The sequence below is a fragment of the Rhodococcus sp. DK176 genome (genome assembly GCF_038447315.2).
In the GTDB taxonomy this organism is placed as follows: domain Bacteria; phylum Actinomycetota; class Actinomycetes; order Mycobacteriales; family Mycobacteriaceae; genus Rhodococcus_F; species Rhodococcus_F jostii_A.
This window is the reverse complement of record NZ_CP118321.2, coordinates 2,580,091-2,597,916: the sequence shown is the minus strand read 5'-3', so window position 1 is coordinate 2,597,916 and position 17,826 is coordinate 2,580,091. Positions and strand designations below refer to the sequence as shown.

General features: G+C 67.1%; 18 protein-coding genes. 10 read left to right on the top strand and 8 right to left on the bottom strand.

Translation table 11 applies throughout. The annotated features are described in order from the left end of the window. Window position 1: 1 nt before the first annotated feature. Window positions 2-328, bottom strand: a complete 327-nt coding sequence (locus tag PSR88_RS12235) for a hypothetical protein (protein ID WP_016882600.1) — start codon at window positions 326-328, stop codon at window positions 2-4. A 483-nt stretch (window positions 329-811) separates the two neighbouring features. On the opposite strand from PSR88_RS12235, the gene PSR88_RS12230 reads away from it, so the two are divergent. Then, window positions 812-2,284, top strand: a complete 1,473-nt coding sequence (locus tag PSR88_RS12230) for a DUF4185 domain-containing protein (protein WP_016882601.1) — start codon at window positions 812-814, stop codon at window positions 2,282-2,284. A 60-nt stretch (window positions 2,285-2,344) separates the two neighbouring features. Here PSR88_RS12230 and PSR88_RS12225 read toward each other — a convergent pair whose 3' ends face one another. Then, window positions 2,345-3,556: an SfnB family sulfur acquisition oxidoreductase gene (locus PSR88_RS12225; protein WP_016882602.1), complete on the bottom strand. Its 1,212-nt coding sequence runs from the start codon at window positions 3,554-3,556 to the stop codon at window positions 2,345-2,347. 126 nt (window positions 3,557-3,682) lie between these two features. Between PSR88_RS12225 and sfnG the strand changes: the two genes are divergently transcribed. Next, the gene (gene sfnG, locus PSR88_RS12220) at window positions 3,683-4,798 is read left to right on the top strand and encodes a dimethylsulfone monooxygenase SfnG (RefSeq protein WP_011595156.1); all 1,116 of its coding nucleotides are present in this window, start codon (window positions 3,683-3,685) and stop codon (window positions 4,796-4,798) included. Between the two features lie 43 nt (window positions 4,799-4,841). Here the strand turns inward: sfnG and PSR88_RS12215 are convergent, their stop codons facing one another. The 3 genes from PSR88_RS12215 to PSR88_RS12205 all read right to left on the bottom strand — a co-directional run bounded on the left by PSR88_RS12215 (window position 4,842) and on the right by PSR88_RS12205 (window position 8,634). Continuing rightward, window positions 4,842-6,497 carry an FAD-binding dehydrogenase gene (locus PSR88_RS12215; RefSeq protein WP_016882603.1) on the bottom strand — a complete coding sequence of 552 codons (1,656 nt, stop codon included), beginning with the start codon at window positions 6,495-6,497 and terminating at the stop codon, window positions 4,842-4,844. Then, window positions 6,494-7,201 carry a TetR/AcrR family transcriptional regulator gene (locus PSR88_RS12210; RefSeq protein ID WP_016882604.1) on the bottom strand — a complete coding sequence of 236 codons (708 nt, stop codon included), beginning with the start codon at window positions 7,199-7,201 and terminating at the stop codon, window positions 6,494-6,496. Before PSR88_RS12210 ends, PSR88_RS12215 begins: the two co-directional genes overlap by 4 nt. Before the next feature lie 107 nt (window positions 7,202-7,308). Beyond that, on the bottom strand, window positions 7,309-8,634 hold the full coding sequence (locus PSR88_RS12205) for an MFS transporter (RefSeq protein ID WP_016882605.1): 1,326 nt from the start codon (window positions 8,632-8,634) through the stop codon (window positions 7,309-7,311). 135 nt (window positions 8,635-8,769) lie between these two features. On the opposite strand from PSR88_RS12205, the gene PSR88_RS12200 reads away from it, so the two are divergent. The 3 genes from PSR88_RS12200 to PSR88_RS12190 are packed head-to-tail and all read left to right on the top strand — an operon-like array spanning window position 8,770 to window position 10,852. After that, a complete protein-coding gene (locus tag PSR88_RS12200; protein WP_016882606.1) occupies window positions 8,770-9,939 on the top strand; it encodes an LLM class flavin-dependent oxidoreductase in 1,170 nt (389 codons plus the stop codon). 19 nt (window positions 9,940-9,958) lie between these two features. Then, window positions 9,959-10,411: a helix-turn-helix transcriptional regulator gene (locus PSR88_RS12195; RefSeq protein ID WP_016882607.1), complete on the top strand. Its 453-nt coding sequence runs from the start codon at window positions 9,959-9,961 to the stop codon at window positions 10,409-10,411. 9 nt (window positions 10,412-10,420) lie between these two features. After that, window positions 10,421-10,852, top strand: a complete 432-nt coding sequence (locus PSR88_RS12190) for a VOC family protein (RefSeq protein ID WP_011595150.1) — start codon at window positions 10,421-10,423, stop codon at window positions 10,850-10,852. A gap of 10 nt (window positions 10,853-10,862) precedes the next feature. Here PSR88_RS12190 and PSR88_RS12185 read toward each other — a convergent pair whose 3' ends face one another. Beyond that, window positions 10,863-11,375: a CGNR zinc finger domain-containing protein gene (locus PSR88_RS12185; RefSeq protein WP_009475097.1), complete on the bottom strand. Its 513-nt coding sequence runs from the start codon at window positions 11,373-11,375 to the stop codon at window positions 10,863-10,865. A 263-nt stretch (window positions 11,376-11,638) separates the two neighbouring features. On the opposite strand from PSR88_RS12185, the gene PSR88_RS12180 reads away from it, so the two are divergent. Genes PSR88_RS12180 through PSR88_RS12165 form a run of 4 tightly spaced genes read left to right on the top strand, consistent with a single transcriptional unit; the run spans window position 11,639 to window position 15,374 of the window. Continuing rightward, entirely contained in the window at window positions 11,639-13,489 is a 1,851-nt protein-coding gene (locus tag PSR88_RS12180) for a hypothetical protein (protein WP_029539202.1), read from the top strand. Beyond that, entirely contained in the window at window positions 13,486-13,680 is a 195-nt protein-coding gene (locus tag PSR88_RS12175) for a hypothetical protein (RefSeq protein ID WP_009475094.1), read from the top strand. Before PSR88_RS12180 ends, PSR88_RS12175 begins: the two co-directional genes overlap by 4 nt. Then, complete coding sequence (locus PSR88_RS12170; protein ID WP_011595147.1) at window positions 13,681-14,043, top strand: hypothetical protein; 363 nt, start codon at window positions 13,681-13,683, stop codon at window positions 14,041-14,043. It abuts the gene before it with no gap. Then, window positions 14,040-15,374, top strand: a complete 1,335-nt coding sequence (locus tag PSR88_RS12165; protein WP_016882609.1) for a hypothetical protein — start codon at window positions 14,040-14,042, stop codon at window positions 15,372-15,374. Before PSR88_RS12170 ends, PSR88_RS12165 begins: the two co-directional genes overlap by 4 nt. Window positions 15,375-15,389: 15 nt before the next feature. On the opposite strand, the gene PSR88_RS12160 is transcribed toward PSR88_RS12165, so the two are convergent. Both PSR88_RS12160 and PSR88_RS12155 read right to left on the bottom strand, forming a co-directional pair. Continuing rightward, a complete protein-coding gene (locus PSR88_RS12160; protein ID WP_007297722.1) occupies window positions 15,390-16,196 on the bottom strand; it encodes a family 1 encapsulin nanocompartment shell protein in 807 nt (268 codons plus the stop codon). Then, window positions 16,193-17,245: a Dyp-type peroxidase gene (locus PSR88_RS12155; protein ID WP_342338165.1), complete on the bottom strand. Its 1,053-nt coding sequence runs from the start codon at window positions 17,243-17,245 to the stop codon at window positions 16,193-16,195. The genes PSR88_RS12160 and PSR88_RS12155 overlap by 4 nt, the downstream gene beginning before the upstream one ends. A 153-nt stretch (window positions 17,246-17,398) precedes the next feature. Between PSR88_RS12155 and PSR88_RS12150 the strand changes: the two genes are divergently transcribed. Beyond that, entirely contained in the window at window positions 17,399-17,824 is a 426-nt protein-coding gene (locus tag PSR88_RS12150; protein WP_011595143.1) for a pyridoxamine 5'-phosphate oxidase family protein, read from the top strand. The last annotated feature ends 2 nt before the right edge of the window (window positions 17,825-17,826 follow it).

Sequence of the window (17,826 nt, the reverse complement as noted above, 5' to 3'; positions counted from 1 at the left end):
GTCATGGTGGCGCCGCGGCAGATCCGTCCAGCGCCAGTGTCATTGCGAGCGTGATTCCGACGATGTCGGCGCCCCGTCGCTTCTCCGCGGTGATCGTGGCGTCCAGGACCTCCGCGGCGGGTGCGGGGCCCACTCTCACGGAGTCGAGGTCGATATTGTGATCGCTGTAGTAGCTGTGGACTCTGGGGAGCTGCACACCGAGACGAAACTGTGGGTAGCTCTCGCAGATGATGTCGGTGAGGAAGACCTCGCAGATCGCCGCGCGGTGCACGTGCGCGCGGGGGATGGACGACGAATAGGACAGGGTCGGTTCCAGGACGGCGGTCATGTCGATTCCTTTCGTTGACAGCGGAATTCGCACGGGTCGATGCCGCCGAGCGACGATGGTGGTGATCGGTGGAATGCGGGACCCGTGCAGAACGGTGGTTCGCGCTGGAGCGGAAGAACGCGGGCGGGCCCGCAGCGCAGAGGGCGAGGAGCTCGGGGTCTCGTCGCGGGCCGGGAATCCGGTGGATGCGCACGATCAGTGAATACCGGGCGATCCCGGAGCGTCAACAGATGCAATCGGGTGTTCACCGATCCCTTGACGGTGTTCGGTACGCGAACACACCGGTCGAAAGTCGTTGGCCTGCGGTATCGGTGACTCGGCGTACGAGTAACTTCCACTGTCGCGTGGCAGGAGTCACAGCCCCGGTCCGGATCGAGTCGGAAATGTTACCGCCAGGTATGGCGTGTGGTAACCGGCGAGCGTAGAAGGGCGATGCTATGTTCCCCTCGCCGGGAGTGGCCGGAGTTGACGGAGGGGTCGGGGATGTCGAAGAGGTGGGTCGCGTCGGTCGCGGCAGTGGCGATCGGCTCGGGCATGATCGCCTACTCGAACCAGAACGCTGCTGTCGCGGAACCAGAGCCGGTGTCCAACGGCCTACCCGGCAGCGGTCCCTGCGCGAGCGAAGTGTCGAACGAAACCCATTCGCTGATACCGGAAAAGCTCGAGATTCCGATCCCGTACCCGAAAATCACGACGGTGCCGTACCCCGCCCCCGTCACCGAGCCTGTCCGCGTGTCGCAGGCGTTGCCCGCCGACACGTGCACCGATCCGTGCCCCGACCTCACCGACGAGACCGACCAGGCCCCGGGAAACCTGTCGAGCGTGCTGAACATCCCGGACGTCAGCGTGAAATTCACACCCTTCCACTTCGGCATTCCCGTCCCGGGCGCCGACATCCAGTTGCCCCCACCGCCGCCTCTCGTGCACCCCGCGACCGAGGAGGCGCCGCGCAGCGCGGCCCCGGCCACCCCGAAGATCGGCGACGTGACCCGCGTGGCCAAGGTGACCGGATCCGGCTCCGTCAGCCGCACCGACAAGCGTTACCAGGTCAACGGCACCGACCTCGGCATCATGTGGGAGAGCGCCCCCGACCAGATCGCCGTCGCGTTCGGCGACACGGTCGGCAAGGGATTCCAGCCACCCGGTGGCCAGGGCGACGACTGGCGCAGCAACGTCCTCGGTTTCAGCTCCGACCGCAACCTGTCCGACGGCCTGAGCCTCGACAGCATGGTCCAGGACAGCCGGTGCCACGCGGCGGAACTGCTCGACAGCCGCAAGCTCGACAACATCGAGATCACCACCATCCCGACCTCGGGTTTCGCCGTCGGGAACCGGCAGTACATGAGCTACATGTCGATCCGCACCTGGAACAGCATCCCCGCCACGTGGTGGACGAACTACGGCGGCATCGCCTACTCGGACGACGGCGGATCGACGTGGACCAAGGACCCGTACGCGAAGTGGGACAACATCTTCGGGGTCACCAAGTTCCAGGTCGCGTCGATGGTCCCGGCCGGCGACTACGTGTACATGTTCGGCACCCCCAACACGAGGCTCGGTGCCATCGGTCTGGCCCGCGTCCCGGCCGCCGATGTGCTGAACACATCCGCGTACCAGTACTGGCAGAACGGCAACTGGACGCCCGTCGGTGGTTACACGGAGGCGACGCCGATCGTGGACGCCCCCGCCGCCGAATTGTCCGTGCGCTACGAGGAGGCCACCGGCAAATGGCAGATGGCGTACCTCGACACGTCCAAGGCGGCCATCGTTCTCCGTGAGTCCGACTCGCCGCAGGGAGCCTGGTCCGACGGGGCACCGATGGTCAGCGCCGTCGAGTACCCGGAACTGTACGGCGGGTTCATCCACCCGTGGTCGAGCGGCGACGATCTGTACTTCACCATGTCGACGTGGTCCGACTACAACGTCTTCCTCATGAAGGCGGACATAGGCGCGTAGCGCCCGTGCGCGGTTGACGAGTCCAGGGACTCGCTAACCGCTCACGGGCGGCGGAGCCGCCTACAGCAGGCCGTGACGGGGTGGGACGGTGCCCGACAGTGTCCACCGGCCGATGTGCTGGATCTTCCACCGCGTGGGGTCGTGCAGGGTGTGGGTGCGGGCGTCGCGCCAGTACCGCGACAGGTTGGACGTTTCCGACGCACTGCGGGTGCCGCCCAGTTCGAACAGCACGCTCGACGCCTCGAGTGACGCGCGGGCGGCAGCGACCTTGGCTGCGGCGGCGTCGATCGAGGCGACCGCGGCACTCTGCGCGGTGAGGTCGCGCCGCGCTGCGTCGATGCTGCGCGCACCCTCCCGGAGGAGTGCCGTCGCGGACCGGACGGTGACCGCCGCCTCACCGGCCAACTGGATCAGCAGGGGATCGTCGACGGCGTCGGTGACGCCCGCCTCGAAAAAGGGCCGTGCCTGACGCGCGGAGCGCACGCCCTCGTTCAGGGCCGCTGCGGCGATCCCGGCGTCGATGGCGGCGTGCAGGATCTGGGCCTGCGACCCGTACGTGGTGGGTGCGTCGAAGATGGGGGAGAACGGCACGACGTGGAATGCGGGCACCCGGACGGCGTCCAGAGTGACGGTTCCGCTCGCCGTGGTCCTCTGCCCCATGCCGTCCCAGTCGTCGACGATCGACAGCCCGGCGGCGGTGCTCGGCAGGTAGGCGACGGCCTTGGCGGGTTTCCCGGTCGGCGTCGTCGTCCCCGGAATGGTGGCCCGTACCGCGATCCAGTCGGCGAACAGTGCGCCCGTGCTGTAGAACTTGCGACCGTCGACGACGAAGTCGCCGCCCTGCTCGGTGAGCGTCGTGGCGTCGATATCGATCGTCTTGGTTCCGCGCTCGCTCTGGGCGTTGGCGAACCGGCGCCCCGCGAGCACCTCGGGGTAGAAGAATTCCTGCTGCGCGGGCGTGCCCTGGTGACGGAGCACCTCGAGGAACGTGTAGTGGCTGTGCGGGATCTGCGCGATGCTCGGATCGCCCTCGGCGAGAAGGCGGAAGACTTCGGCGAGGGTTTCGGTCCGCGCGTCGATGCCGCCGTGCTCGCGGGGAACACCGAGCGCGAGCAGTCCCGACGCGGCGAGAGCGCCTACCTGTTCGTAGGGGAGTTGCCTCCCGGCATCACGGCCTGCCGCCTCCTCGGCGAACTGTGCGGCGAGATCGGCAGCAACGGCGAGCGCTTCGGCCTCGTCACTGATGCGGTGGGCGCTCTGGACGGCGGTCATGCCTGACCTCCCTGTACTGCTGTCATGCCGTCGAACCTCACACGGACCCGCGAGCCGGGTGAAGGGTTGTACGCGCACTGATTGGAAGGGTGGGCGTGCGCTGTATGGGCGGGTTGCATGCTGGGTATGTCAACCGAACACATCGCTGAGCAGATCAAGTTCGCCTACTGGGTGCCCAACGTCAGTGGCGGGCTCGTCACGTCCGACATCGAACAGCGGACCAGCTGGGATTACGAGTACAACAAGAAGCTCGCCCAGACCGCCGAGAACAACGGTTTCGAGTACGCGCTCAGCCAGGTCCGGTACGAGGCCAGCTACGGGGCCGAGTACCAGCACGAGTCGACCAGCTTCAGCCTCGCACTGCTGCTGGCCACCGAACGGTTGAAGGTGATCGCTGCCGTCCACCCGGGTCTGTGGCAGCCCGCCGTGCTGGCGAAGCTGGGTGCCACGGCCGACCATCTGTCGAACGGCCGGTTCGCCGTCAACGTCGTGAGCGGCTGGTTCAAGGACGAATTCACCCACCTCGGGGAGCCGTGGCTCGAGCACGACGAGCGGTACCGGCGCAGCGCCGAGTTCCTGCAGGTGCTCCGAAAGATCTGGACCGAGGACGACGTCGACTTCCGCGGCGACTTCTACCGCATCCACGACTTCACCCTCAAGCCGAAGCCGCTGAACACGCCCGACCGTCCGAACCCCGAACTGTTCCAGGGCGGCAACTCGGCCGCCGCACGGCGGAACGCGGGCCGGTACTCCGACTGGTACTTCAGCAACGGCAAGGACTACGACGGCGTCACCGAACAGCTCGTCGACGTGCGGAAGGTGGCGCGCGAGCACAACCGGGAAGTGAAGTTCGGGCTCAACGGATTCATCATCGCCCGCGACACCGAAAAGGAAGCGCGCGACACCCTCCGCGAAATCATCGAGAAGGCGAACAAACCCGCGGTCGAGGGATTCAGGTCCGCCGTTCAGCAGGCCGGCGCGTCCACCGCCGACAAGTCGGGAATGTGGGCCGATTCCACGTTCGAGGATCTCGTCCAGTACAACGACGGATTCCGCTCCCAGCTGATCGGGACGCCGGAGCAGATCGCCGAGCGCATCGTCGAATACCGCCGCCGCGGAGTCGACCTCATCCTGGGCGGATTCCTGCACTTCCAGGAGGAGATCGAATACTTCGGCGCCAACGTCCTGCCGCTGGTCCGTGAACTCGAGGCTTCCGAGAGGCTCGCGCCCGTGAGTGGTTAACGAGCCCAGGGACTCGTCAACCGCGTACGGGCGGCGGAGCCGCCTACAGGTGCCGGGCCAGCGCGCGACCCGCGGCCCGGCCCGAGAAGATGCAGCCGCCGAGGAAAGTGCCCTCGAGTGCGCTGTAACCGTGGACGCCGCCGCCGCCGAATCCGGCGACCTCACCGGCGGCGTAGAGACCCTCGAACGGTGTGCCGTCGGGCCTGATCACCTGCGAGTCCAGGTTGGTCTCGAGGCCGCCGAGGGTCTTGCGGGTCAGCAGGTGCAGCCGGACCGCGATCAGGGGGCCGTTCTTGGGGTCGAGCAGTTCGTGGGGGCTCACGACGCGGGTGATCTTGTCGGCCAGCAGGTTCCGTGCATTGCGGATCGCCATGATCTGGAAATCCTTGGTGTAGCTGTTCTTCACCTCCCGGTCGCGGGCCACGATTTCACGTTCGAGGTCCTCGTACTTCAGCGGCGCCTCGGGGGTGAGGGCATTCATGCCGTCGACGAGGTCACGGAGATTGTCGCGGACGACGAAGTCCGCACCGTGCTGTTTGAACGCCTCGACGGGACCGGGCGCGCCCTTCTTCAGGCGTTCGGCGAGCAGTTTGAAATCGCGCCCGGTGATGTCGGGGTTCTGCTCGGAGCCCGACAGCGCGAACTCCTTCTCGATGATCTTCTGGTCGAGGACGAACCACGTGTGGTGGTGGCCGCTGTTCATGATGTGGTCGAGGGTTCCCATGGTGTCGAAACCGGGGAAGTTGGGGCTGGGCAGGCGTTTGCCGTTGCCGTCGAACCACATCGACGACGGTCCGGGGATGATGCGGATGCCGTGGTTCGGCCAGATCGGGTCCCAGTTCTGGATCCCCTCGGTGTAGTGCCACATCCGGTCGCGGTTCACGATGTTGCCGCCGGCGTTCTCGGTGATCTCGAGCATGCGGCCGTCGACGTGCGCGGGGACGCCGGCGAGCATGTTCTCGGGAGCCTTGCCGAGGCGCGCGGGCCAATTCTTCTTGACCAGTTCGGGATTGCCGCCGATGCCGCCGGACGTGACGACCACGGCCTGCGCGGCGATTTCGAATTCCCCGACCGGGGTCCGCGAACTCTTCACACCGCGTGCTTCGGTGGACGGTTCGAGGACGGTGCCGCGCACGCCGGTGGCGGCGCCGTCGGTGACGACGATCTCGTCGACCTGGTGACGATGCTTGAACGTGACGAGGCCCCGCTTCGACGCGGCCATCACGCGGGTGAGGAAGACTTCGACGACCCCCGGTCCGGTGCCCCAGGTGATGTGGAAGCGCGGAACGGAATTGCCCTGTCCGAGAGCGGATCCGCGTCCGCGTTCGGCCCACCCGACGTTCGGCATCAACCGCAGTCCGAGGTCGTGCAGGTATTGCCGCTTCTCGCCTGCCGCGAACTCGACGTACGCCTGGGCCCACAGCCGCGGCCACTGGTCTTCGCGGGCTCGATCGAAGGCCGCGGTGCCCATCCAGTCCTGGATCGCCAGTTCGTACGAGTCCTTGATGCCGAGGCGCCGCTGTTCGGGGCTGTCGACGAGGAACAGGCCGCCGAGCGACCAGAAGGCCTGCCCGCCGAGATTCGCGGAACTCTCCTGGTCGACGACGAGGACCTTCCGGCCCGCCTTGACCATCTCGTAGGTGGCGACGAGTCCGGCCAGTCCGGCGCCGACGACGATCACATCAGCCTGTTCGGTCACGAGGACCCCTCTTTTCGGTGTGTGTGGGTGTGGGTGGTGTCGGGTTCGGTGTACGCGGCCACGACGTGGGTGAACAATTCGAGACGTAGTTCCCGGGCGGACGCGTCGTCGTCCTCGATGAGGCACTGGACGCTCGTGCCGTCGTGCAGGGCCACGAGCGCGCGGCCGAGCACCCGCGGATCGCCGACGACGCGCCGCCCGAGCCGGTGCAGCGCCTTCTCGAGGATCGGCACGATGGTCGCCAGAATGGTGTCCTCACGTGCTGCGAGGGCCTTCTTCAGCGACGGGTTGCGCAGGGCGTGGGCGGTGAATTCCGCGTTGATCCGGTACCACTGGTCGTCGACGGGGACGACTCCGAGCACCAGTTCGGTGCCGGCGCGCAGCTTTTCGGCAGGCGTGAGCCCGGACAGGTCGATGCTGGACGAGTCGGCGGCGAGCCGGATCTGTGCGAGCATCGCGCTGGAGCGCTCTTCCCACATGGCGAAGAACATCTCGTCCAGCGATGCGAAGTTGGAGTAGAAGGCGCCGCGGGTGTAGCCACCGCGTTCGCAGATCTGCTCGACCGTCGACCGTCCGAAGCCGTTTTCGGCGAACACCTCGACCGCGGCGTCGAGCAGACGCCTGCGTGTCTGGCCGCGCCGTTTCGTCACCCGGCGGGGTGTGTCGGTGGCAGGCTCGGTGGAGCGCGCCGGCGGCGTCGGCATGGGCACTCCTCCGATCGGGTCGACAGCAGCCGTCGATACACTAGCGTATCGGATACACCAGTGTATCGATCTCGGCTGTCAGAGCCCGTTCGGAGCGTTCGGCGCCCTCAGAGGTAGAGGTCCTGCTTTCGGATCAGAGCTGTGGCCACGACGCTGACGACCGAGGTGGCGACGAGGTATCCGCAGGCCAGCCAGGGAGTTCCGCTGGCGACGGCGATCAGGGCGGTGAGGATCATCGGCGTGATGCCCGACGCGTAGATTCCGGAGAACTGGTACACGACGGACAGGCCGGTGTAGCGGATCTCGGTGGGGTACAGGCTTGCGTACAGCGTGCCCTGCGCTCCGTAGAAGAGGGCATGGACGACGCCGAACACGAGCACCATCGCGACGCCGAACAGGATGAGATTCTCCGTGCCGAACAAGGAAAACGCGGGGAAGACCGCGAGCCCGTAGGCCCCGATGCCGATGAGGTAGATCCTCTTGGCGCCGTAGCGGTCGACCAGCAGTCCGGAGAACGGCAGGAGCACGGCCATGACCGTCGCCGCGATCGTGACGACCAGGAGGGCGGGAATCTTCGCGAACTCCAAATTCTTGGTCGCGTACGTGATCGCGAAGACGCCCCAGGTGTTGAACGCGGCGCCCTCACCCCAGCGAGAGAGCAGGCCGAGGATGGTGCCCCGGCGCACCCGGCCGCGGAACACGTCCTTCAGTGGAGCGGAGGAGCGCTTCGAGAGGTCGTGCACTTCCTGGAACGCCGGGGTCTCCTCGACCTTCAGCCGGACCACGAATCCGACGAGTACGAGAATCAGGCTCAGCAGGAAGGCGATCCGCCACCCGTAGGAGAGGAATTGTGCGTCGTCGAAGATCACCTGCAACGCGGCGAAGACGCCGGTGCCCAGGGCCAGGCCCAGCGCCAGGCCGATCTGGGGGATGCTGCCGAAGATGCCGCGCTTCTTCGCGGGACTGTGTTCGACGGCGAGCAGCACGGCGCCCGCCCATTCACCGCCCAGTGCGAACCCCTGCAGGATGCGCAGCAGGAGCAGCAGGATCGGCGCGATCATCCCGACCTGCGCGGCCGTGGGCAGCACACCCATCAGGGCGGTGGCGATGCCCATGATGAACATGGTGAGCGCGAGTGTCTTCTTGCGTCCGATGCGGTCGCCGATGTGGCCGAAGACGACTCCGCCGATCGGCCGGACCACGAAACCGACCGCGAACGTGGCGAACGCCAGCATGGTGCCGACGAACGAACTCTGATCGGGGAAGAACAGCTGGTTGAACACCAGGCTGGCAGCCGTCGCGTAGAGGAAGAAGTCGTACCACTCGACTGTCGTCCCCAGGAGGCTGGCGGCGACGACGGTGCGGAGCCGCTTGCGCCGCTCGAGGTCGGATTCGGTCGAAGGTGTGTACGGGGCGTCGGACAGCGTAGTCATAGCGCGGCGACCGTAACCCTGCCCACTGCGGTCGGGCACGATTCCGAATCATGGTGATCGAAACCCTCGCGCCCCGGCTTCGTCGTTGATGAACTGTCCTGTGGTGCCCATCTGTCGTCGACAAGAGGATCGCGCGTGTCTCTGCATTTCCACTGGTTCCTTCCCACCTACGATGATTCCCGCAACCTGATGGCGGGTGGTCACGGGAGTTCCATGGCAGGAGACCGTCCCGCCACGCTGCGGTACCTCAATCAGATCGGCGCGGCGGCGGAGTCGAACGGCTTCGAATCGGTGCTGACGCCCACCGGTGCGTGGTGCGAGGACGCCTGGCTCACCACGGCCATGATGCTGGAGACCACCGAGACGTTGAAGTTCCTGGTCGCGCTGCGACCGGGCCTGCTCAGCCCCACGCTGGCCGCACAGATGGCGGCCACGTTCCAGTGGCAGTCGCAGGGGCGGCTGTTGCTCAACGTCGTCACCGGTGGTGAGGACCACGAGCAGCGCACGTACGGCGACTATCTCGACAAGAACCAGCGCTACGCCCGCTGCGGCGAGTTCCTCGACGTCATCCGTCAGCTGTGGGCGGGAACCGGACCGGTCGACTACGCGGGCGACTACATCCGGGTGGAGAACGCCCAGTTGCAGCGCATCCCCGACCCGGTGCCGCCGATCTTCTTCGGCGGGTCGTCGCCGGCCGCGGGCACCGTCGCGTCCCAGTTCGCCGACACCTACCTCACCTGGGGTGAGCCGCCGAGCGCCGTCGCCGGGAAGATCGCCTGGATCCGCGACCTCGCCGACGTCCAGGGCCGCACGCTCGATTACGGCATCCGGCTGCACGTGATCAGCCGCGACACGTCCGAGGAGGCGTGGGCCGAGGCCGACCGCCTCCTCTCCGCCCTCGACCCGGCGACGGTCGAGCAGGCGCAGCAGAGCCTCGCCCGGTCGGGTTCCGAAGGTCAGCGCCGCATGCGCGAACTGCACGGCGGGGGAAGCGCCTACTCGAAGGACGCCGGAGCGCGCGCGCTCGAGGTGTCCCCCAACCTGTGGTCCGGTGTGGGGCTGGTCCGCGGCGGCGCCGGCACCGCGCTGGTCGGCTCCCACGAGGAGGTCGCCGACCGCATCGCCGAATACGCGGCGCTCGGACTCGACCACTTCGTCCTCTCCGGCTACCCGCACCTCGAAGAGGCCTTCAACTTCGGCGAAGGGGTCCGGCCGATCCTCGAACGCCGGGGGCTGGTGCAGTCGCGCAGTCACCGCCCCGGCGACCTGTCCGGGTCGACGGCGTTCCTGTCCTCGAGTCGGTAGCCACTGCCAGACTGGGGGCATGGTAGAGACTGCGCGAGTGCCGGGGGAACTGCTCCCGCACCTGCGCCGTGCCCGCGACCTCGCCGACCGTGACTACGCCCGAACGCTCGACCTCGGAGAACTCGCGGCGACGGCAGGGGTGTCGAAATACCACTTCCTCCGGTGCTTCGCGGCGGTCTACGGCAGGACGCCGGGTGTCTATCTCGCGGAGCGCCGCGTCGAGCGCGCCCAGGACCTGCTGCGGGCGACGAACCTGACGGTCACCGAGATCTGCCACCTGGTCGGGTACACCAGCGTCGGGTCGTTCAGCGCCAAGTTCTGTCAGCTGGTCGGCACGTCACCGTCGGTGTACCAGGCGAAGTTCGCCGAGCACGGGGCACCGCGCATTCCCGGCTGCTATGTGTTCATGCACGGGCTGAGCGATCGAAATGCCGCAATTTCCGAGAAGCGCGGTCGGTCGCGCCGGACATAGGTTGGTCGCATGATCACCAACGTTTCTCTCGTCACCCTGTGGGTCACCGACCAGGACGATGCGAAGAAGTTCTACATCGACACGCTCGGTTTCGCCGAGGGCACTGACGTCACGATGGGTGACGGGTTCCGGTGGGTGACGATCCTGCACCCCGATCACCCGGAACTCGAGGTCACGCTCATGAAGCCCGGGCCGCCGCTCGACGCCGACATGGCCGAGGCGATCCGTCGGTCGCTGGCCGCGGGGACGATGGGCGGATTCGGGCTGACCACCACGGACTGTCACGAGACGTACAAGGATCTGGTTGCCAAGGGCGTCGAGTTCACCCAGCCGCCTGCCGAACGCCCCTACGGCGTAGAGGCGGTGATGCGGGACAACTCCGGCAACTGGCTGGTGCTCGTGGAGAAGCGGGAGTTCACCGGAGAGGACTTCCCGCACTGAGCGATACGGGTCAGCGCGCCCGGTGGCGTCGAACGGCGTCACGGTTCGCGCACTTCGGTGAGCAGTACCGCTGACGGCCGTTGCGGGACGTGTCGGCGTAGATGGCGGTGCACTCCTCGAGTGCGCAGCGGCCGAGCCGGTGCATGCCGCGGCCCACGAGGTGCAATGCGGTGCCGACGGAGAAGAGCGCCTCGAGCACGCCTGCCAGCGACTGCTGGTCGTCGCGATAGTGGAGGTGCCAGCCGTCGCCGGCGTGGTTGGTCAGTCGCGGGTAGGCGGATGCCTTCGTGAGCATGAGGTTGACCTGTTCGGCGCGGGCTTCGTCGCTGGTGGTGTCCGCAATCGACGCCCACCGGTGGAGCATCGCGAGCACGTCGGCGAGGTCGTCGTCGGTGACGGGGAAGTCGACGACGATGCCGGCGTCGACGCATCGATCCACGAGTTCGCCGGTCGAGCCGGGCGGGTGATTCGTGAGGTCGGCGGCGAGTGTGACCGCGTACTCGCCGTAAGGGTTGAGATGCACAATGCCATTACATCACGCTGGGTGCATGAGCGAACATCACGAACACGACTGGCAGGAATTATCTCGACATCGGACGAGCACAGGAGTTGTCACGTACCTCGGTTGCTCGTGCGGGCGGTGGCAGTTATCGCTGCTCGAGGCATCGATAGGGGAATCTAGCCATATCTACGTCTGATCGCAGATCTGAATAGATTTGCCTACGAACCGCCGTGTGCCGGGTCGAGGGTCTGGCGTTTTCGGCGCGAGGCGCACATAATCACCACGTGAGCCAAGTAACTGTTACTCCGAGTTCACCCATTCTTGCTCAATCGGGCGGAGAGGGTGGCGGTGCGGCGTTCGATCAGATCATCGGAATCTCGGTGGCGACGGCGATCATCACTGTGGGTCTGCTGTGGATCGCGTACCTGCACCGCACACGCAAGATCACGTGGCTGCAGACGGCCGCCGACACGGCGGCACGCGCGCTCGACCGGCCCCCGTGGGTGGCCCTGCCCCTGGTGACGTTCGTCGGGACCATCCTGACGGCGTTCTTCGGTTTCATCTGGGACGTCAGCCTGCACATCGGGCGAGGCCGCGACGACGGGCCGCTCGCGAACCCCGCGCACTACTTCATCCTCGTCGGACTCTTCCTGCTGTTCATCACCGGAATGCTGGCGATGATCCTGCCGCGCGACGAGAAACCCGGTCCGGCGGCGATCAAGATCACGCGCACCTGGTACGTCCCGGTCGGCGGCGTCCTGGTGGCCGGGGCGGGGCTGTACGCCCTCATCGGGTTCCCCCTCGACGACGTCTGGCACCGCATCTTCGGTCAGGACGTCACGCTGTGGGGGCCGACGCACCTGATGCTGATCGGCGGTGCGGGACTGTCGCTGATCGGCGTCCTGCTCCTGGACTACGAGGGCCGGATGGCGACCCCCGGTGACACGAAGCAGGACAGCAGGCTGATCTGGTTCCTGCGGTGCGGCACATTCGGTGGCCTGCTCATCGGCCTGTCCGTCTTCCAGATCGAATACGACTTCGGCGTCGAACAATTCCGCCTCGTCCTGCAGCCGATGATGATCGCCGGCGCCGCCGCGTTCACCCTGGTGGCGGCGCGCATCGTTCTCGGACCCTTCGCGGCGATCGTGGCCGTGGCGGTGGCCGGCGTCGTGCGTGCGATCACGGCACTGATGGTGGGGCCGGTTCTCGGCGCCCCCACGAACGTGTTCGAACTGTGCCTCGGCGCCGCGGTGCTGATCGAACTCCTCGCCCTGACACCGCTGATCAAGAATCGGGTGGCCTTCGGTGCCGTCGGCGGACTCCTCGTCGCAACGGTCGGGCTGTGGCTCGAGTCGCTGTGGATCGACGCCGTGTACATCTACCCCTGGCCCACCAGCATGTGGCCGGAGGCGCTGGCCATGGCCGTGCCCGTGGGCATCGCGGCCGGGGCCTGCGGCGCCCTGCTCGGGCGGGTGCTCCGATCCGAGGGACTTCCGCGTCCCGCGATCAGTCGCACCATCGTCGTCGCCACGGTCGTGGTGATCGCCGGTGCCACGGCCAACGGGCTCGTCGCGACCGTCCCGGAGAACGCCACGGCGACAATCGCTCTCACGGAGGCCGCGCCGGACGGCGGCCGGATGGTCGACGCGGAGGTGCGCATCGACCCACCCGATCTCGCCAGTGACAATCCCGCCTGGGTGTCCATTCTGTCCTGGCAGGGCGGCACCGGACTGGGCAACGGATTCACGGTCGACCGACTCGAACGCACCGGGCCCGGCACCTACCGGACACACGAACCGGTGCCGGTCCACGGAACGTGGAAGACGTTGCTGCGCGTGCAGGACGGGCGCACGATGACGGCCGTCCCGATCTACCTGCCCAGCGATCCGGGCATCGGCGCCGAGGAACTCCCCGCCGTCGCATCCTCGACCCGCGACTTCGTCCCGGAGATCACCATCCTGCAGCGGGAACGGAACTTCGATCACCCGTCCTGGTTGTTCGGTGCCGCGTCGCTGGTCGTACTCCTGTGCACTCTTGCGCTGATCACCGCGCTGGCCTGGGGAGCGGGCCGGATCAGCAAGTACACGCAGGGGCAGGCGGCCACCGGCACCCGCGAGGACGTGACGGTGACATGAATCCGGTGACCGATCCGGACGTCGTCTACCTCGCCGATCACTCGGTGCTGCTGGCGATTCCCGCGTTCGTCCCTGCGTTCCTGGTGGCAGGCCTGGTCATCTACCTGGCGGTCCGGGACCGCAAGGCGGAAGCGGCCGAGAATGCCGAGAGCGCGAAACACGGCCCGAGTGAGAAAGACGAGGAGAATTAGGTGATCAGGCGGTTGGCCGGAGTTGTCGTGGTACCTGCTGTCGTCGTCGCCCTGGTGTCGGGCTGTGGAGGCGACAACGACACGCCGGCAACGGACGACGGTGTCGTGATCGACGTCGTGATCGACGCAGGCTCGGTCACACCGAGCAACGAGCGCATCGAGGCCGCGGTGGGGGAGACCGTCACCGTGCGGATCGAGAGCGACGCCGACGACGAACTGCACGTGCACGCCGTGCCGGAGCATTCGTTCGAGATTCACCCCGGAACCCAGGAAACCCAGTTCTCCGTGGACGTTCCGGGCCAGGTGGCGGTGGAATTGCACGACACGGGTAAGACGGTGGCCACCCTGCTCGTGCGTCCATGACCGTTGTTCTCGCGCACGGCCTCGGCGGATCCACCGACCTTCCGATCCCGTTCACGTATGCGCTGATCGGGGCGAGCTGGGCGCTCACCGTGTCCTTCGTGGTCCTGGTGTTCGCCTGGCGCACACCGAAACTGGACCCGGACAGTCCCGGGCGCCGATTGCCCGGCTGGGTGACGCGGTTCGCCGACGCGCCGATCACGCGGAACGTGCTGGCGGCGTTCGGTGTGGTGTTCGCGGTGTGGGTGGCGCTCGCGGCGTTCTTCGGACCCTCGGAGTCCTCGGCGAATGCCCTGCCGGGCGTGTTCTACGTGCTGCTCTGGGTGGGGCTGGTTGCGGTGTCGCTGGCGTTCGGACCGGTGTGGCGAGTGTTCTCCCCGGTCCGCACGCTTCACCGATCGGTGTGCGCGGTGATCGGGCGCTCCCCGGCCGAAGGCACTGCGCGGTACCGCAACTCGTGGGGGTACTGGCCCGCGGTCGCGGGACTGTTCGCCTTCGTCTGGCTCGAGCTCGCCTCCGGCGACCCGGGTTCCGTTGCCGCCGTACGTACCTGGCTGCTGGTGTACGTCGTGGTCACGACGGCCGGGGCCTTCACCTGCGGTGAGCGCTGGTGTGAGCGGGGCGATCCGTTCGAGGTGTACAGCACGCTGGCGTCGCGGTTGTCTCCACTGAGCCGGGATCGACACGACGGCCGGATCGTGCTGCGCAATCCGCTGGACCACCTGGGATCGATGCCCGTTCGTGCCGGCTCCGTCGCGCTGATGGCAACGCTGCTGGGATCCACGGCCTTCGACAGTTTCTCGGCGTTCCCCTGGTGGGCGCGGCTGGTGGACGGAATCGGTTCCCCGATCGGCGCGACTCTCGCGCGCACGGCCGGGCTGCTGGTGTTCGTCGGCTTCGTCGGGGTGTCGTTCTGGGTGGCTTCGCGGGCCGCGGGTGGATTACGGCCGGAGCAGCGCGCCGCCCTCCCGGGGCTGCTGTCGCATTCGCTGATCCCGATCATCATCGGCTACGTCTTCGCCCACTACCTGACGTATCTGGTGGAGAAGGGGCAGGCGACGGTGATCCTGCTGACCGATCCGATGGGTCGGGGATGGAACCCACTGGGACTCGGCGACGCGGAGGTCTGGTACGTCCTGTCCGAGCATCCGGCCGCGACGGCGTCGATCAAGGTGCTGTGCGTCCTTGCCGGTCACGTCCTCGGAGTGATTGCGGCACACGACAAATCCGTACGGGTCCTGCCCCGGGGTCATCAGCTGACCGGGCAGCTGGCACTGCTGTTCACGATGGTGACGTACACCTTCGGTGGGCTGTACCTGCTGTTCGGCGGCTGACGACCCCGGCGTGCGTCAGCGTGCGAGGACGACCGCCGCCTCCGCGGTGAGCGAGGCGAACGTGAACGTCTCTTCGAGGTAGAGCGTGACGTCGGTGGCGGTGTGGCTGTCGTAGCCGATCGACAGGTCCGTGCCGAGGGTCAGCTGGTTGTCGCCGCCGCGAGTGGACAGCACGTATCCGCCGCTGATGGCGGGCGCCCAGATGATGTCGCCGGTGACCAGGTCGCGCAGGTGGTGGAACACGGGATGTCCCTCGTCGCGGGTCTCGCTGACCGCGGTGTACGCGTCGGCGTCGAGTACCACCGAATACGGTCCCTCGACACCGGCGAGTCGCAGCGCCGACAACGCGGACGCGACAGCGTCGGGGATGAGCAGCGGATCCTCCGGCAGACTGAGAACCGGGTTGTCGCTGGACGGACCGAGACCGCGGATGCCCGCCTCGTCGAATCCCTGGAAGATCGACTGGTCTTCCGCGAACGCGACGGCCTTCGCGGCGTCCTTGACGGGTTGCCAGTCGGAGTCGAGGGAACCCCGGGCGACGTCGTCGACCTCGGCCCGGCTGAGGGTGAACGGGAATCGGAGTTCGACGAGCGGGTTCACCTGCCGCTGCTGCGCCCGGATCCTGCTGTCCGACGTCTTGATCGGGGTGACCCGGCCGAGGTTGTGGGCCGAGTAGGAGTATCCGAACGGTCCCGCGACGTCGACGACGCGTCGACCGGCGACGTGGCGCTTGAACGTGCGGGCGGCCTCTTCGCCGATCTGCTGCCAGGCAACCTCGGTGACGGGTGCCAGGTTGCGGTGCAGATTGCTCGAATCACTCATTGCGATACTCCTTTGAGACCACCGATTTTCAGGGACAGGTCGTACGGGCCGGCTGCGGCGGGCTCGACCGGGTCTTCGGGTGCCGACTCCGCGTCGGCCGGCTCGTCGCCGAGCGATTCGAGCACGTCCCGGCTCGGCACGAAGAACAATGTGCCGGTGGCCGCCGTGGAGAAGTCGAGGACGCGGTCGTAGTTGCCGGGCGGTTCGCCGAGAAACATGCGTCGCAACATCAGCTCGGTGACGGCGGGGTCCTTGGCGTACCCGATGAAGTAGGTGCCGTATTCCGCCTCGCCGAGGCTGCCGAATGCCATGTTGTCGCGGAGGATGTCGTGTTCGACGCCGTCGTCGTCGACGATGGTGTTGAGGGTGACGTGCGAATTGCTGGGCTGGGCGTCGTCGTCGAGTTCGACGTTCTCGAGCTTGGTGCGCCCGATGACCCGTTCCTGTTCCTCGGTGCTCAGCGTGTTCCACTCGCTCATGTCGTGCAGGTACTTCTGCACGATCACGTAACTGCCGCCCCGGAAGTCGGGGTCCTCGTCGCCGATCAGGGCGGAGTCCGCGGCGTCGTCGTCGGTGGGATTCTCGGTGCCGTCGACGAATCCGAGGAGGTCGCGGGAGTCGAAATAGCGGAAGCCGTGCACCTCGTCGACCACGGTGGCGGCGGAGCCCAGCGCGGAGACGATCTGGCGGCCCAGTTCGAAGCACAGGTCCTTGCGGGCGGCCTTGATGTGGAACAGGAGGTCACCCGGCGTGGAGGGCGCGCTGTGGACCGGCCCGGACAGCGGGACGAACGGATGCAGGTGCGCCGGCTTCGACGACGCGCTCACGCGGTCCCAGAACTGCGCACCGACACCGACCACGCAGGACAGGGAACCGGCGAGTTCGCGGAATCCCACCGCCTTGAGCGGTCCGTCGATCCCGGAGATCACGTCGCACACCGTCGCGCGGTCGTCGTCGGAGTCCCCGGCGACGAGCACCAGGAAGAGGGAGGCGGCGCTGGGCGGAGTGAGGACTGCTTGTGGTGCCAATCTCGCGACTGGGCCTGGCATCTGTGTCTCCGTTCACCTCGACGTACGACGCTGCACTGTCCGGAACCTCACGTCCCATCTAACCGTTTCGAACCGCCAGGTTCCATTCAATCGGTTCGCCGCGCCGGTGCGGGGCCCCGGAATCTGTCGGTGGTGGCTCCTATCGTCGGGGTCATGCCATTGTCTGTGTCCGAGCGCGAACAGTTCCTGTCCGAGCCGCACATCGCGGCGCTGTCGGTTTCCGCCGGTGAGAGCCGCGGACCTCTGACGGTCCCGATCTGGTATCAGTACGCCGCGGGCGGTGATCTGTGGGTACTGACCGGCGCCGGTTCGGAGAAGGCGCGCCTCATCGAGGCGGCCGGGCGATTCACCATGATGGTCGAGCGAGTCGACCCCACCGTCCGGTACGTCTCCGTCGAGGGCGCCGTGGCGCGCACTGTCCCGGGAACCGACGCCCAGTTGCGGGAGATCACCGAGCGCTACCTCGCGCCGGAGAAGGTCGACGCCTACCTCGACTTCGCCCGGGCCGAACTCGGCGAACAGGTCGCGATCTACCTCCGCCCCGAGCACTGGCGATCGGCAGACATGGGCGCCGCCTGACC

What these genes read in the sequence shown, in the direction of transcription:
- PSR88_RS12235 (WP_016882600.1), bottom strand. Translation starts at nt 328, where the DNA reads ATGACCGCCGTCCTGGAACCGACCCTGTCCTATTCGTCGTCCATCCCC.
- PSR88_RS12230 (WP_016882601.1), top strand. Translation starts at nt 812, where the DNA reads ATGTCGAAGAGGTGGGTCGCGTCGGTCGCGGCAGTGGCGATCGGCTCG.
- PSR88_RS12225 (WP_016882602.1), bottom strand. Translation starts at nt 3,556, where the DNA reads ATGACCGCCGTCCAGAGCGCCCACCGCATCAGTGACGAGGCCGAAGCG.
- sfnG (WP_011595156.1), top strand. Translation starts at nt 3,683, where the DNA reads ATGTCAACCGAACACATCGCTGAGCAGATCAAGTTCGCCTACTGGGTG.
- PSR88_RS12210 (WP_016882604.1), bottom strand. Translation starts at nt 7,201, where the DNA reads ATGCCGACGCCGCCGGCGCGCTCCACCGAGCCTGCCACCGACACACCC.
- PSR88_RS12205 (WP_016882605.1), bottom strand. Translation starts at nt 8,634, where the DNA reads ATGACTACGCTGTCCGACGCCCCGTACACACCTTCGACCGAATCCGAC.
- PSR88_RS12195 (WP_016882607.1), top strand. Translation starts at nt 9,959, where the DNA reads ATGGTAGAGACTGCGCGAGTGCCGGGGGAACTGCTCCCGCACCTGCGC.
- PSR88_RS12190 (WP_011595150.1), top strand. Translation starts at nt 10,421, where the DNA reads ATGATCACCAACGTTTCTCTCGTCACCCTGTGGGTCACCGACCAGGAC.
- PSR88_RS12175 (WP_009475094.1), top strand. Translation starts at nt 13,486, where the DNA reads ATGAATCCGGTGACCGATCCGGACGTCGTCTACCTCGCCGATCACTCG.
- PSR88_RS12165 (WP_016882609.1), top strand. Translation starts at nt 14,040, where the DNA reads ATGACCGTTGTTCTCGCGCACGGCCTCGGCGGATCCACCGACCTTCCG.
- PSR88_RS12160 (WP_007297722.1), bottom strand. Translation starts at nt 16,196, where the DNA reads ATGAGTGATTCGAGCAATCTGCACCGCAACCTGGCACCCGTCACCGAG.
- PSR88_RS12155 (WP_342338165.1), bottom strand. Translation starts at nt 17,245, where the DNA reads ATGCCAGGCCCAGTCGCGAGATTGGCACCACAAGCAGTCCTCACTCCG.
- PSR88_RS12150 (WP_011595143.1), top strand. Translation starts at nt 17,399, where the DNA reads ATGCCATTGTCTGTGTCCGAGCGCGAACAGTTCCTGTCCGAGCCGCAC.